The following is a 14,990-nucleotide window of genomic DNA, read 5'->3' as shown; positions in this document are numbered from 1 at the left end:
TTCTAATTTAGGCGATCAATGATGACGCTGATTGCCATAAGATACTTAAACCTATCATGCTAAATAGTACACCACACAAGCCGTCAATATAGACGGTCGCTTCATGCAGCTTTTTCTGAAGTGCTTTAGTAGAAAGCATCCAAGCCAATAGTGAGAACCAAAATAGCGATAGACCAAACAGGATTAGTAGCGCAAAACCTTTGCCAGACAGAGACATATCTGCAGGGACTAAGCTCGACATCAAGCTGATAAAAAACACTAACGCCTTTGGATTGAGGATGTTAGTGGCAAAGCCTTTAGAGAAAGCCTCACGTTTGTTGGTCAGAATAAGATCTTTCGAGTTGAGCGCTTGATTGTCGTCGTCATGGCTTTGAATCGTTGCCCATGTCGCTTTAAGAGCACCGTAGCCTAAGTAAAGTAAGTAGCTACCACCGGCTAACTGGATAATCGCAAATAGAGTTGGTTGCTGGTGGACCAGGTAACTGATACCCGTCAGGCTCAGCAGTGAGTGAAGTAAGATCCCGCACGATAAACCTAGCGCGATGTATAAGCCTGTCTGCCTACCGTGGCGCGTGGCATTTTGGACCACAAGCGCAAAGTCTGGGCCGGGGCTCATTAAGGCAATAAAATGAATTGAGGCTAGGGTGATAAGGATGGTGATTTCGTTCATTGTCTAATCTCGATAACGCTTAGCTAGATTCTAACTGTTGTTGGTATATGGGTTAGCTTACCTAGATCTCACACAGAGCAATTGTAAATAATCAACACTTAGCTAATTTGTGAGGGCGGAACGCCAAAGGTTGTCTTGAACGCCTTTGAAAAGTGAGCTTGGTCGTAGAAACCAACCTGATGCGCTACTTCAGTACCACACACTCCTGATTTGATGAGCCTCATGCTCTGCTCCATACGTAAACGACTTAGCCAAGCGTAAGGTGTCATGCCCATTTTGTTCTTAAAGTGGCGTTGGAACTGCGTGGTTGATAGGTCACATAGTTCAGAAAGCTGTTCTAAACGTACTGCCTGGTCTAGGTTTTCCATTAAGTACTCTTTCAGTGTTTCGATAGATTGATTACCTAATTGAGTTTCAGTTTTGGATCCAAACTTGGCATAACGATCCACAATCGTCGAAAACCCTTCAAAAGGGAGACAATCTTGGGCGAGTTGACTGATATTTTGATTGATGAGCAAGCCATGCAGGTTGCGCAGTTGTGAAAAAGTGGCGTGATCAGAAAGGATCAGCTCCGAAAAGCTCAATGCGTGACCGTTTTGGTCGGGATCCGCAAGATCTTGAAACCATTGAGGAGATACCGAAAAAACGCTTACTTGATAGCCTGAATCCAGTTTTGAGTGACCATCATGCAGTTCATCTGGTGGCATGATTACTACCTGACCCGCACCCACATGATGGCTAGTCCCCTTATAGACGAATTTTTGCTGCCCTTGGGTAATCAAACCAATGTGAAAGTCCAAATGATAGTGGCGCTGAAAGGCAAACTCTTGGTATTGAGCTTGGATCAGGCTGATATCTTCAGTGGGGGTTGAGTAGTAGTGGACTTTATCCATGGTATAAAAAAGCTTGGTTAAATTATCATCAATCCAACCAAGCTTATCTCTGTATTTCTAAATTGTCTTGTAAAAAACGATCACATCACTGTTGAGTGCGTTTGCTTTTTTTGTTGTGGCGCAGTCCATCAAAGCTGAAGATCACCAGTGCGCCCCAAATGAAGGCAAAGGTGACGGCTTTATCTGTCGTAAAGGCTTCGCCATAAATGAGAACCGCTAATAAGAACATCAAGCTTGGGCCAATGTACTGGAAGAAACCGAGCGTTGATAACTTGAGTCGTGTTGCAGCGCCTGTAAAGCAAAGCAGAGGTAAGGTTGTAACGATACCAGCAGCGATCAGCAGTAGATTGAGCGTCATTGGGTTCGCCGCTAAGTCCGATGTTGCACTATCCGCGATAAACAGCAAGTAGATGGCAGCAGCAGGTAGCATCACTAAGGTTTCTATAAACAGGCCGGTTTGTGCTTCGAGGCTGACTTTCTTTCTTAACAAGCCATAGAAACCGAAGGAGAAGGCGAGGGCGATCGCCACCACAGGGATAGAACCGAACGCGACAATCTGAATTAAAACACCAATCGTGGCTAAGCCAACCGCAAACCACTGCAACTTTCTGAGACGCTCGCCCAAAAAGATCATACCAAGTACCACATTGATTAACGGGTTGATGTAATACCCTAGACTAGCGTCGAGCATGTGGTTGGCGTTGACCGCCCAAATAAAGATTAACCAGTTGGCACCGACCAATAGAGAGGTGGCAACCAAATAAGTCATTTTCGGCTTGGAGGTCAGTGTGTCGCGAACATTTCGCCAGCTGCGGCCAAGGTGTAGTAGGAAAGCGAGTAAGAAAAAAGACCAAACTACACGGTGACTCAGGATCTCTAACGGAGAAACCTCACTTAACGATTTGAAATATATAGGCGCAATGCCCCACATCGTATACGCCCCAATCGCAAGCAAAATACCTTGGCGTGTACGCTGTTGTTGTTCTGGTGTCATGAATTATCTCTGGCACAAAGTGCTTATGAATAAGATTTATAAAGAGAGTTGGTCAGTATAGGAGCGTTAGACTGTTTCACCTAATAATTTGCGGTTTTATTCACCACCATTCCCCTCTACAATGTGTCGCCTCGCTTTACTGCTGAGCGAGCTTATTTAACCCCGCGATTAGGATACCCAATGACCGCTACTTTGATTGCAGAACAAACCACCAGTACCACCATCAGCGCTCAAAGCGTGCTTGAGGAGGTGTTCGGCTATCAAGAGTTCAGAGATGGTCAGCAAGAGGTGATCGATATGGCGGTGTCCGGGCAAGATAGCTTAGTGATTATGCCAACTGGTGGTGGTAAGTCGCTCTGTTACCAAATTCCCGCGTTAGTGCGTGAGGGGCTCACATTAGTTATCTCGCCACTGATTTCGCTCATGAAAGATCAAGTGGACCAACTCAAGGCCAATGGTGTGGCGGCGGAGTGCATCAACTCCTCAATGCCACGTGAAGAGCTAATTTCCGTCTTTAATCGCATGAACTCAGGCCAATTAAAGATGGTCTACGTTTCACCTGAGCGCGTATTGATGCGTGATTTCATTGAGCGCCTGCAAGGTTTACCATTATCGATGATCGCGGTGGATGAAGCGCACTGTATCTCACAATGGGGTCATGACTTCCGCCCAGAATACGCATCACTTGGTCAGCTTAAACAATATTTTCCTCATGTCCCTTATATGGCATTGACGGCAACCGCCGACGATGCGACACGTAAAGACATTATTCAGCGCTTGCAGCTGGTGGATCCTCACACCTACTTAGGCAGCTTTGACCGTCCTAATATCCGCTATAACCTGGTAGAGAAGCACAAACCGGTTTCTCAAGTGGTGCGTTACCTTGAAACCCAGCGCGGTAATTGCGGCATCATCTATTGTGGTAGCCGCAAGAAGGTCGAGATGGTCACCGAGAAGCTGTGTAACAACGGCATTCGTGCTGCGGGCTATCACGCTGGTATGGATACGGACGAACGCGCTTATGTTCAAGAAGCGTTTCAGCGTGATGATATTCAGATAGTCGTAGCGACCGTAGCCTTTGGCATGGGTATCAACAAACCCAATGTTCGTTTTGTGGTGCATTTCGACATCCCAAGAAACATCGAGTCCTACTATCAAGAGACGGGTCGAGCAGGGCGTGATGGTCTGCCTGCCGAAGCGATGATGCTGTACGACCCAGCAGATATGGGTTGGCTACGCCGCATGTTGGATGAGAAAGATGACGGCCCGCAAAAGCAGGTCGAAACTCATAAGCTTAATGCGATGAGCGCCTTTGCTGAGGCGCAAACCTGTCGTCGTCAGGTACTACTTAACTATTTTGGTGAGTATCGTGAAAAGCCATGTGGCAATTGCGATATCTGCCTTGATCCACCCAAGCACTTTGATGCCACCGAAGAGGCGCAAAAAGCGTTGTCATGTGTCTATCGAGTAAATCAATCTTTTGGTATGGGATATGTAGTTGAAGTGATGCGTGGTATGCAGAACATTCGTGTTCGCGACAACGGCCATGACAAGCTTTCTACATACGGTATTGGTCGTGACCATAGTCATGACTACTGGATCAGTATCTTCCGTCAGTTAATTCATAAAGGATTGTTGTTCCAAAACATTACCCGTAATTCTACGTTGCAGCTGACTGAAGAAGCGCGCCCGCTGCTACGCGGAGAAATGACGCTAGAATTGGCAGTGCCACGTCTGGATACTGCTGCGCGTAGTGCGAAGTCGGATAAACTCAGCAGCAAGAATTACGATAAGAAGCTATTTGCTAAGCTGCGCAAGCTACGTAAGTCGATTGCCGATGAAGATGGCTTGCCGCCTTATGTTGTCTTCAGTGATGCCACACTGATTGACATGGCGGAAATTTTGCCAACCTCTTACGGTGAGATGCTAGCAGTTAATGGTGTTGGCCAGCGTAAGTTGGACAAATATGCCGATCCGTTCCTTGACTTGATTCAAGAACACATTACTAACCACGGTTAACGTCCCGAAAATAATAAATAGAGAAGTAAAATGGAATTTGGACTGAGAGAATATCTTGCTGAAGAAGGGCGACTGCTGATTACCACGCCAAGCTTTGACTTTGACACCTTTCCGGAATTAGGAGAGAAGCTAATTGCGCTGCTTTCTGCCAGTGTGATTGAAAAGCAGTGGGATGCGGATATGCACTCTTGGCTGGTGGATTTTGAAGGGTGTCAGTTGTTCCTGAAGTCAGAACATTACAGCGAGTCAGTCTGGTTTGAGTCTCTGAGCCCAGAGGCGAGTCGAGAAGAGTTCGATTATCTGGCTTCTCTGTTTAAACGTGGCTTCTAATTCTACTCCCACGGAATTACTACTGAAATGAAGAAATGTTAGGGATAAACGTTTGCGTTTATTCCTCTCATTGCAGTCAAAATTGATTAATGTATAATCGCCCGCCGCTCAATAGAGCAAAGTTAAACAGATTTTTTTATTCACATTATTGGTAAGAGCCTTGTTCATGATAAATGAATAAGTCACTCGATTTGGGTTCCCTCACCCCCAAACCAAACTAAAAAGGTACCGCATGAGTAACTTTACCCCTGCGCAACAGCGCAAAGCTCTAGCCCTGCTAGTTCTATTCCACCTGATCATTATTGCATCAAGTAACTACCTTGTTCAGCTGCCTTTCACCATCTTCGGTATGCATATCACATGGGGTGCGTTCACTTTCCCGTTTATTTTCCTAGCGACCGACCTGACCGTACGTATTTTCGGTGCTCAGTTAGCGCGTAAAATCATCTTCTTGGTGATGCTACCCGCACTAGCAGTATCGTATTTCTTATCGGTTGTGTTCTTCGAAGGTCAGTTCCAAGGCTTTGCACAGCTTGGCGAGTTTAACTTGTTTGTGGCTCGTATCGCAGCAGCAAGCTTTATGGCGTATCTGCTGGGTCAGATTCTTGATGTGCACGTATTTAACCGTCTGCGCCAACTGAAGCAGTGGTGGATTGCACCAACATGCTCAACCTTATTCGGTAACGCAATTGATACCATCGCTTTCTTTGCGATTGCTTTCTATCAAAGCCCAGATCCGTTCATGGCTGAACATTGGACTGAGATTGCTCTGGTGGACTATGGCTTTAAGTTGGTGATCAGCTTAGGTCTGTTCGTACCGATGTACGGTGTTCTACTGAACTACATCGTGAAGAAACTGACAGCGGTTAACCCTAGCTTTAAAGCAACTGGTGTGAACGCTTAGGTGAAGTATTGAATCACTGTATCAACGGTGAATTAGATAAACAGAGGCCCTCGAATGTGAGGGCCTTTTTAGTATAAATCGCAATTAAGCCGTTATGACTCAGCGATGGTCAGTGGCCATCCAATGTCGGTTTGACGGTTGGCTTCAATCTCTAGCTCGGCTGCAGTAAGCGGATTACTCGCAAGCCACTGCTTATCGATGGTCACTGTTAAGTTGTCGCCATCGGCAGAAAGCGTCACTTGTGGCTCAAGCTCTGGGTTACGACGGTGAGTTAACAGAATAGCCAGTCTCAACAAGCGCAGTACACGCTTAGCGCTGGTACCTGAAATTGCATGTTGTTCTGGTAATGATGTTAACTGCTCGCGGTAGCGACGGCTTAGCTCGCCAAGGAAGTGCTTCTGTGCGCGAGTAAAGCCTGGCAAATCGAGATGCTGAAGTAAGTAAGCGCTATGCTCACCACCCTTTTTAAAGTCGATAGTGAGACCAATCTCGTGCAGTTTGGCGGCGGTTTGTAGCATGACGAGAGCTTGAGGCTCTGCAATCCACTCACTGCTGCCAGCCTGTTGGTAAAGAGACTCAGCCAACTGAGAAACTTGCTCAGCGTACTGGGTATCCATCTGGTAGCGAGATTGAACACTCGCAACCGTACGTGCACGAATGTCATCTTGGCGCAGCTCATCGACCATCTCATAGGCTAGGCCTTCACGCAGTGCGCCCCCGGCCAGTGTCATTGAGTCGATCTCAAGCAGTTCAAAGATTGCAATCAGAATAGAAAGGCCGCTTGGGAATACCAAAGCGCGCTCTAGAGTGAGACCTTCTATCTCTAGCTCTTCTAAACGTTCGGCGATCATCGCTTGCTTTTGCAGACGCTTAAGCTTGGCATGAGTGATCACCTCATCCATGCCTTGCGCTAGCATGATCTCTTGCAAAGCTTGTACTGTGCCACTCGCACCCACACACACATCCCAACCTAGCTTGGTGTAGCTCTCTAGGATTGGCTCTAGTGTCGCTTTAGCAGCATCAATTGCGTGCTCGAAGTTGCTTGCCGTCAGTTGGCGATCTTTAAAGTGGCGCTCAAGCCATGTCACGCAGCCCATTTTTAGGCTAGTTAGTGCTTTGGCAGAGAAACCTTCACCGATAATCATCTCGGTGCTTGCGCCACCAATATCGACGACTAAACGACGACCGCTGCCACCCGAAGTGTGCGCTACGCCTTTATAGATAGTCGCAGCTTCTTCTTCACCAGAGATAACATTAATGTCGTGACCAAGAATCTGGTTTGCTTTTTCTAAGAAAATATCCACATTGGTTGCGGTACGCAGGGTAGCAGTACCCACAATACGGATGTTCTCAGTAGGAATATCTTGAAGTCGCTCAGCAAAGAGACTCAAACAATCCCAACCTCGCTGCATAGCCTCTAAGCTAAGAGCATTATTTTCATCTAAGCCGGCAGCTAAACGAACTTTGCGCTTAATCTTGGCCATGGTTTGGACGCTGCCATCGATATGACGCACAACGAGCATATGAAAACTGTTCGACCCGAGGTCGATAGCAGCGTATAGCGGGGGTGACACTGTTTGAGTCATAGGCGTTTAAGCTTCCTTGTTATGACGCGGCTGGCGTGGGCGACGGTTTTGGTTCGGCTTACGGTTGCCGTTACGAGAACCACCGTTGTTTGAGCGGCGCTGTTGCGGGTTGCGCGTGCGCAGGCGCAATGGTGCTGGCAGATCTTCAATAAGTGCCGAAGCATCGTAGTCAGAAACTGGGATTGCGTGCTCAATGTACTCTTCGATTGTTGGAAGGTTAATTGCGTAATCTTCACAAGCGAAGCTGATTGAGTGACCACTTGCACCAGCACGGCCAGTACGACCGATACGGTGAACGTAATCTTCACAATCGTCCGGTAGGTCGAAGTTGAATACGTGAGTTACTTGAGGAATGTGTAGGCCACGTGCCGCAACGTCAGTTGCAACCAGTAGGTCAACTTCCCCTTTAGTGAATTGCTCAAGGATTTTTTCACGCTTCTTCTGAGGTACATCACCCGTTAGTAGGCCAACACGGTGACCATCAGCGGCTAGGTGACCCCATACAGACTCACACTTGTGCTTAGTATTAGCAAAGATGATTGCACGCTCAGGCCACTCTTCTTCGATCAGCGTTTGCAGCAGCGCCATCTTGTGTTCATTTGATGGGTAGAACAGCTCTTCTTTGATGCGGTGACCTGTCTTACGCTCAGGCTCAACCACAACATGCTCAGGATTGTGCATGTGCTCAAACGCCAACTCTTGTACGCGGTATGAAAGCGTCGCAGAGAACAGCATGTTCAAGCGATCTTTTGGCTCAGGCATACGGCGGAACAAGAATCGGATGTCTTTAATGAAACCAAGATCGAACATACGGTCTGCTTCATCCAGTACAACTGCTTGGATGTGGTTTAGGTTAAATACCTTTTGCTTGTAGAAGTCTATGATACGGCCTGTAGTGCCGATCAGAACGTCTACACCGTCTTCTAGCTTAGCTAACTGCTTATCGTAGCTCTCGCCACCGTAGGCAAGTGCCGCTTTAATACCAGTACTTGCGATAAGAGGCTCAGCATCGTTAAAGATCTGAATCGCTAGCTCGCGCGTCGGAGCCATAATAATCGCACGAGGCTGATTTGGCTTACGACCTTCGTGTTCAGGCGTATTTAGCAGGTGGTTAAAGGTAGCAGTAAGAAACGCGAGCGTTTTACCAGTGCCCGTTTGGGCCTGGCCTGCGATGTCTTGGCCGGTGAGCAGTACCGGCAGCGCCAAGGCTTGAATCGGGGTACAATATTCGAACCCTTTTTTCTCCAATCCTTCAATGACTTGGGCGTTTAAATCCAAATCGGCGAACTTTTGCTCTGTGATATGCGTCTTTTTCATAGCTATAGAATATCAGCTTAAGCTTGCAATACGAAAGTAAATACATTCCAATAGGGCATCTATTTACTGGTTATCATCCAACCAGTTCTAAAAAACACATTGGAGTGGAAGATGAGTGATAAGATTTTGCAGCTTACTGATGAAGGTTTTGATAACGACGTAATCAACGCTGCAGGCCCGGTTCTTGTTGATTTTTGGGCGGAATGGTGTGGTCCATGTAAAATGATTGCGCCGATTCTTGATGAAATCGCCGACGAGTACGAAGGCAAGCTCACTATCGGTAAACTGAATATCGACCAAAACGCGGGTACACCACCTAAGTTTGGTATCCGTGGTATTCCAACGCTACTTCTTTTCAAAGATGGTGGCGTAGCAGCAACTAAAGTTGGTGCTCTGTCTAAAACTCAACTAAAAGAGTTCCTAGACGCGAACCTATAATAGGCAAGCAATAAAAAGAAACCGTGCAGTTAACAAATGCACGGTTTTGTTTTTTCTAAGCTATAGACTAGGCTTAGTTTTAGTGATAATTTATCGCACGTTAATTGAACAAATTTCTCTTCTTGGTCGATCCTGTGACCGAATCCCTCTTAACTAGAAAACAGATCTTATTTTGACTAAACAAGCATCCACCACAATGAATCTTACAGAACTGAAGAACAGACCTGTATCTGAACTTGTTAAACTTGGCGAAAGCCTAGGCCTAGAAAACCTAGCTCGTCTAAGAAAACAGGACATTATCTTCTCTATCCTTAAAGCACACGCGAAAAGTGGTGAAGACATCTTCGGTGATGGTGTTCTAGAAATTCTGCAAGACGGTTTTGGTTTCCTGCGTAGCGCAGACAGCTCATACCTAGCTGGTCCTGACGACATTTACGTATCGCCAAGTCAGATTCGTCGTTTCAACCTACGTACTGGCGACTCAATTGCCGGAAAGATTCGCCCACCAAAAGATGGCGAACGCTACTTTGCACTGCTTAAAGTAAATACGGTAAACCACGACAAACCAGACAACGCTCGTAACAAAATCCTATTTGAAAACCTTACCCCTCTTCACGCTAACGAGCGTATGGTTATGGAGCGCGGTAATGGTTCTACTGAAGACATCACAGCACGTGTACTAGATCTTGCATCACCAATTGGTAAAGGTCAGCGTGGTCTGATTGTTGCTCCGCCTAAAGCGGGTAAGACAATGTTGCTTCAGAACATTGCACAAAGCATTGCTCACAACCACCCAGAGTGTGAGCTAATGGTACTTCTTATCGATGAGCGTCCAGAAGAAGTAACCGAGATGCAACGCCTAGTTAAAGGTGAAGTAGTTGCATCGACTTTCGATGAGCCAGCATCTCGCCACGTACAAGTTGCAGAAATGGTTATCGAGAAAGCGAAACGTCTTGTTGAACACAAGAAAGACGTGGTTATCCTACTTGACTCTATTACTCGTCTAGCACGTGCATACAACACCGTAGTACCTTCATCAGGTAAAGTACTGACTGGTGGTGTGGATGCCAACGCGCTACACCGTCCTAAGCGTTTCTTCGGTGCGGCACGTAACGTAGAAGAGGGGGGTAGCTTGACTATCCTAGCAACAGCACTGGTTGATACTGGTTCTAAGATGGATGAAGTTATCTACGAAGAGTTCAAGGGTACAGGTAACATGGAAATCCACTTGAACCGTAAGATCGCTGAGAAGCGTGTTTTCCCTGCAATCGACTTCAACCGTTCAGGTACTCGTCGTGAAGAACTACTGACGAAGAACGATGAGCTGCAGAAGATGTGGATCCTACGTAAGATTGTTCACCCAATGGGCGAAATCGATGCAATGGAATTCCTAATAGACAAGCTAGCGATGACGAAGACCAACGATGAGTTCTTTGATGCAATGCGTCGTCAATAAGTTTGATATCGTTATCTAGAACGCTTATGAAGCGCTGCCACTGGTAGCGCTTTTTATTTGCATTTTTGGTGAGTAGATTGCAGAATAACCAAAAGTGTTACAAGGAAGTTAAAATGCAACATGGACTGTTGTCGTCAATACTCCTGTCTACTTCACTGTTATTTACACCTGTCAGCACATCATTCGCGACAGAGATGTCTCCTCAAACAGTCGAAATGTGGCTGGAGAATGACCAAGTAAAACAAAAGACCTCAGAGTTTCTAGAATTAGTGATGCGCGATGAAGTGAATTCGTTGCGATTTGCCCTTGAACGTCTTACCTTTCCCCAGCAAGAGGTGGCTCGTTACCAATTGCTCAAAAAGATAGAGCAGCTAGATATAGCTCTCACCCCCAAGATGTCGATCTTTGTAGAGCAACAGCTGGCTATTACACCCACTTACCAAGTTTTAGAACGTGGGGATGGTTATGAATTTACGGTTCCGGCATTCAACTATCCATCCATTGCTAGTCGTCTTATCAAACAGTTCCGCGAAGACCAAAGTACCTTGGTGTTTGTATTAAATGCGGAAAATAAAGATCTCGACTTAAGGTCGTGGCTCTCAGGGGGAGAGCATCAAGTTCAAACGCGTGAAGCATTACTGGTTCGTGAGCTTGATAGTTTGTCTCCAGAGGCGGTCAATTACCTAACGAAACAGTTGACCGAGTCGCCAATTGTAAGTTGGCTGCCATCAACCGAAGTGGTAGTGCGCTTGGCACAAGTCAGCGAAGACCCTGAGGTCTATCAAATCCTGTGGAAGATGAAAGCCGACTATCATAGTCAAGCAGAGCTCGTGCGCTTAGCACAAAGCAAAGAACCTTTTGCATTAGAACAGGTGATGGCAGCGACTAAGAACCCACGCCTGAAAGAAGAAGCGATCACCTTACTCACAAGAGTGAACCCACTTTCGGAAGAGGTAAAAGCATTTCTAGTCTCTCGCATGGCGATAGCAGACGACGCTTCGTTGGTCGCACGTGAGTTAGCCAAACAAGGTCACACGGGTTGGCTACAAGACTTAGTTAACGATAACCCACAAGTGAAAAGCTCTGTAATCCAGAAAGTGCTACCGTAACTGGGTTTTACCTCGCAATAACCTTACTAAAAAGGGGGATCTCAGGATGCCCCTTTTTGTTATACTGCTTGCAGATTAATCAGCATTAGAAGCCCTATGAGTTATAAGGATTTACGCGACTTTATCGATCACCTAGAAGGGATTGGTCAGCTAAAGCGCATTTCTCACCCTGTCGACCCCGATTATGAAATGACAGAGATCAGTGATCGTACATTACGCGCTGGTGGTCCTGCATTGCTATTCGAAAACCCAATTGGCTATAACATGCCTGTGTTGACCAACTTATTTGGTACATCAGAGCGTGTGGCTATCGGTATGGGGCGTCAGGATGTTAAAGAGTTACGCGAAGTAGGTAAGTTACTGGCTTATCTTAAAGAGCCAGAGCCGCCTAAAGGTTTTAAAGATGCGATAGAAAAAATACCGGTCTTTAAACAAGTCTTAAATATGCCAGCCAAGCGCTTGCGTAAAGCGCCGTGCCAAGAGATCGTTTGGCAGGGTGACGAGGTTGATCTCGATAAAGTTCCGGTAATGAGCTGTTGGGCAGATGACGTTGCTCCTCTATTAACTTGGGGCTTGACGGTTACTCGCGGGCCAAATAAGAAACGCCAAAACTTGGGTATCTATCGTCAACAGAAGATAGGTAAGAACAAGATCATCATGCGTTGGCTTGCTCACCGAGGTGGAGCACTCGATCTTCGAGACTGGATGGAGACAAATCCAGGTAAGCCATTCCCAGTATCAGTTGCTTTTGGCGCAGATCCAGCCACCATACTAGGTGCAGTAACACCAGTGCCAGATACGCTCTCTGAGTACGCGTTTGCTGGTCTGCTGCGTGGTAGTAAAACGGAAGTGGTTAAATCGATTAGTAATAATCTAGAAGTGCCAGCCAGCGCAGAGATTGTGATGGAAGGCTATATCGACCCGAATGAGTTTGCTGATGAAGGTCCATATGGTGATCATACGGGTTACTACAATGAGAAAGAAAAACACCATGTGTTTACCATTACTCATATCACCATGCGTAAAGACCCTATTTATCACAGCACCTACACAGGCCGTCCGCCAGATGAGCCTGCAGTATTAGGTGTGGCGCTGAACGAAGTGTTCGTGCCAATTCTGCAAAAGCAGTTCCCTGAAATAGAAGATTTCTACCTACCGCCTGAAGGATGTTCGTACCGAATGGCAGTAGTGACCATGAAGAAACAGTACCCAGGTCATGCAAAGCGCGTGATGATGGGGGTATGGTCTTTCTTACGTCAGTTCATGTACACCAAATTTGTACTGGTATGCGATGAGAGTGTTAATGCACGTGATTGGTCTGAAGTCACTGCAGCGATGGCTGAGCATATGAGTCCTAAGCGTGACACATTGATGATAGAGAGCACGCCTATTGATTCTCTCGACTTTGCATCTCCAGTTGTTGGCTTAGGCTCAAAGATGGGGCTGGATATCACCAAGAAGTGGGATGCCGAGCTTGAACTGTCTCCTGAAGCTTCTGCAGTAAGTGAAGACAAGCCGGTATGCGAGCAAGCACTCCAACAGATTAAGCAAACTCACCCAGAAATCATCGATATCCATCTGCAAAATAACAATAGCAGTATGGTCGTGGTTTCGATTGAGAAAGCGAAGGCGCATCATGCAAAAGAAGTGATGGAAACCATCTGGCAGCAGTTTGCGGATAACAAGTTCGTGATTGTGTGTGATGGCGACGTTAATGTTCGTGATTGGAACGATATTATCTGGGCGATTACCACGCGAATGGATCCGGCGCGCGATACGATTTTTGAATCACAACCTTCTTCACTGTCTCGTATGGGATTGGATGCGACGAATAAGATTCAAGGTCAAGAGTGTCGACGTGAATGGGGTACACCCATTACAAAAGATCCAAAGATTGTCGAAAAAGTTGATAGTATCTGGGGACAACTAGGAATCTTATGAGCTACCAAGTAGTCTTGTATCCAGAAAATATCACCTTCGATATAGAAAAAGGGCAAACGGTGTTGGATGCTGCGCTCAACAGCAATATTAACTTCCCCAACCGTTGCCAAGTCGGCGCTTGTGCGATGTGCATGTGCAAAAAACTAGAAGGGCAAGTCAGTTACCACCTTGAGCCAATGCTTACAGAGAAAGAGCAGCAACAAGGGTGGATCTTCGCTTGCCAAGCAATAGCAGAAAGTAATTTAGCCCTGACCTTTGCTGATTAAAGGTCTGTGAGAGGAATAGCATGACAATTAAATGTAAAGTGAAGTCTATCGAGCCGTTGGCGTGTAACACGTACCAGATTCTACTTCACCCAGAAACACCAGTAGCATTTAAAGCTGGTCAATACCTTATGGTAGAGATGGGCGAGAAAGATAAGCGCCCATTCTCAATTGCGAGCAGCCCTTGCCGTCACGAAGGTGAACTAGAGCTACATATCGGTGCCGCAGAACATAACGCTTACGCTCTTGAAGTAGTAGAAGCAATGCAGAAAGCACTCGCAGAAGACGGTGATATCGCGATCGATGCACCTCACGGTGACGCTTGGGTAAAAGAAGAGAGTGATCGTCCACTATTACTAGTGGCTGGTGGTACTGGTTTCAGCTACGTACGTTCTATTCTTGATCACTGCATCGCTCAGAACAGCCAAAAAGAAATTCACCTGTACTGGGGTGCTAAAGATGAGCGCCAGCTTTACGCGAAAGCAGAGCTAACTGAGATTGCAGAAAAGCACAGCAATGTTCACTTCGTGCCAGTAGTAGAAGACGCACCAGCAGCATGGAGTGGTCAAACGGGTAATGTGCTAGAAGCAATTAATCATAACTTTGAGTCTCTAGCTGATTATGACATCTATATTGCAGGTCGTTTTGAAATGGCTGGCGCTGCAAGAGAGCAATTTACTGAGAAAAAAGATGCGAAGCGCGAGCATATGTATGCTGATGCCTACGCATTTATCTAACTAAAAGCGTATTAATTCGTTCAAAAAGAGAGCAGAAATGCTCTCTTTTTTTTGTTTTGATGAACTATTAGGCAGTTAACCCTTATTTATTCAATTTTTATGAAAAAGTAGTTGCCAAGTTCCAGAGTCTCTCTATAATGCCGCCTCACTGACACGGCAGACGCCACAAGGCTTCAGCAGTAATCAGTAAGACGAAAATTCGAAAGAAATTAATTTTCAAAAAGTGTTTGACACTGAATGTTAATTCGCTAGAATGGCCGTCCACTTTGAGGCGGTAAGCCTCAAAAAAGTAAAGCTCTTTAAAAATTAGAACCTATCAATCTGTGTGGGCAC

Annotated in this window: 14 protein-coding genes; 9 read left to right on the top strand and 5 right to left on the bottom strand. The window is 46.2% G+C overall.

The window, feature by feature from the left end; translation table 11 throughout:
• Positions 1–7: 7 nt before the first annotated feature.
• From vsple_RS13840 to rarD, 3 genes are all read right to left on the bottom strand, one after another.
• Positions 8–670, bottom strand: coding sequence for a LysE family translocator (locus tag vsple_RS13840; protein WP_255229602.1), 663 nt, complete (start codon positions 668–670; stop codon positions 8–10).
• Between the two features lie 98 nt (positions 671–768).
• On the bottom strand, positions 769–1,563 hold the full coding sequence (locus vsple_RS13835) for a helix-turn-helix domain-containing protein (protein WP_261882269.1): 795 nt from the start codon (positions 1,561–1,563) through the stop codon (positions 769–771).
• Positions 1,564–1,648: 85 nt separating this feature from the next.
• On the bottom strand, positions 1,649–2,557 hold the full coding sequence (gene rarD, locus vsple_RS13830; RefSeq protein WP_255229604.1) for an EamA family transporter RarD: 909 nt from the start codon (positions 2,555–2,557) through the stop codon (positions 1,649–1,651).
• Positions 2,558–2,737: 180 nt separating this feature from the next.
• Between rarD and recQ the strand changes: the two genes are divergently transcribed.
• From recQ to vsple_RS13815, 3 genes are all read left to right on the top strand, one after another.
• Complete coding sequence (gene recQ, locus vsple_RS13825) at positions 2,738–4,576, top strand: ATP-dependent DNA helicase RecQ (RefSeq protein ID WP_255229605.1); 1,839 nt, start codon at positions 2,738–2,740, stop codon at positions 4,574–4,576.
• Between the two features lie 30 nt (positions 4,577–4,606).
• Entirely contained in the window at positions 4,607–4,906 is a 300-nt protein-coding gene (locus vsple_RS13820; RefSeq protein WP_150870696.1) for a DUF3630 family protein, read from the top strand.
• Positions 4,907–5,138: 232 nt separating this feature from the next.
• Entirely contained in the window at positions 5,139–5,810 is a 672-nt protein-coding gene (locus tag vsple_RS13815; RefSeq protein WP_261882268.1) for a 7-cyano-7-deazaguanine/7-aminomethyl-7-deazaguanine transporter, read from the top strand.
• A gap of 92 nt (positions 5,811–5,902) precedes the next feature.
• Here the strand turns inward: vsple_RS13815 and gppA are convergent, their stop codons facing one another.
• Both gppA and rhlB read right to left on the bottom strand, forming a co-directional pair.
• Positions 5,903–7,396, bottom strand: coding sequence for a guanosine-5'-triphosphate,3'-diphosphate diphosphatase (gene gppA / locus vsple_RS13810; RefSeq protein WP_261882267.1), 1,494 nt, complete (start codon positions 7,394–7,396; stop codon positions 5,903–5,905).
• 6 nt (positions 7,397–7,402) lie between these two features.
• The gene (rhlB, locus tag vsple_RS13805; protein ID WP_032552269.1) at positions 7,403–8,713 is read right to left on the bottom strand and encodes an ATP-dependent RNA helicase RhlB; all 1,311 of its coding nucleotides are present in this window, start codon (positions 8,711–8,713) and stop codon (positions 7,403–7,405) included.
• A 111-nt stretch (positions 8,714–8,824) separates the two neighbouring features.
• Between rhlB and trxA the strand changes: the two genes are divergently transcribed.
• The 6 genes from trxA (at position 8,825) to fre (ending at position 14,657) form a co-directional block, all read left to right on the top strand.
• Complete coding sequence (gene trxA, locus vsple_RS13800; protein ID WP_032552270.1) at positions 8,825–9,151, top strand: thioredoxin TrxA; 327 nt, start codon at positions 8,825–8,827, stop codon at positions 9,149–9,151.
• Positions 9,152–9,347: 196 nt separating this feature from the next.
• Entirely contained in the window at positions 9,348–10,607 is a 1,260-nt protein-coding gene (rho, locus tag vsple_RS13795) for a transcription termination factor Rho (RefSeq protein ID WP_032552271.1), read from the top strand.
• A gap of 113 nt (positions 10,608–10,720) precedes the next feature.
• On the top strand, positions 10,721–11,716 hold the full coding sequence (locus vsple_RS13790; protein WP_261882266.1) for a hypothetical protein: 996 nt from the start codon (positions 10,721–10,723) through the stop codon (positions 11,714–11,716).
• A gap of 96 nt (positions 11,717–11,812) precedes the next feature.
• Positions 11,813–13,657, top strand: a complete 1,845-nt coding sequence (gene ubiD / locus vsple_RS13785; RefSeq protein ID WP_261882265.1) for a 4-hydroxy-3-polyprenylbenzoate decarboxylase — start codon at positions 11,813–11,815, stop codon at positions 13,655–13,657.
• A complete protein-coding gene (locus vsple_RS13780; protein ID WP_261882264.1) occupies positions 13,654–13,923 on the top strand; it encodes a 2Fe-2S iron-sulfur cluster-binding protein in 270 nt (89 codons plus the stop codon). The genes ubiD and vsple_RS13780 overlap by 4 nt, the downstream gene beginning before the upstream one ends.
• A gap of 20 nt (positions 13,924–13,943) precedes the next feature.
• Positions 13,944–14,657, top strand: a complete 714-nt coding sequence (gene fre, locus vsple_RS13775; protein WP_150895980.1) for an NAD(P)H-flavin reductase — start codon at positions 13,944–13,946, stop codon at positions 14,655–14,657.
• Positions 14,658–14,990: the final 333 nt, after the last annotated feature.

The organism is Vibrio pelagius, assembly GCF_024347575.1.
Classification (GTDB): domain Bacteria; phylum Pseudomonadota; class Gammaproteobacteria; order Enterobacterales; family Vibrionaceae; genus Vibrio; species Vibrio pelagius.
The sequence above is the reverse complement of the archived record's forward strand: the minus strand, read 5'-3'. Positions and strand labels throughout refer to the sequence as shown.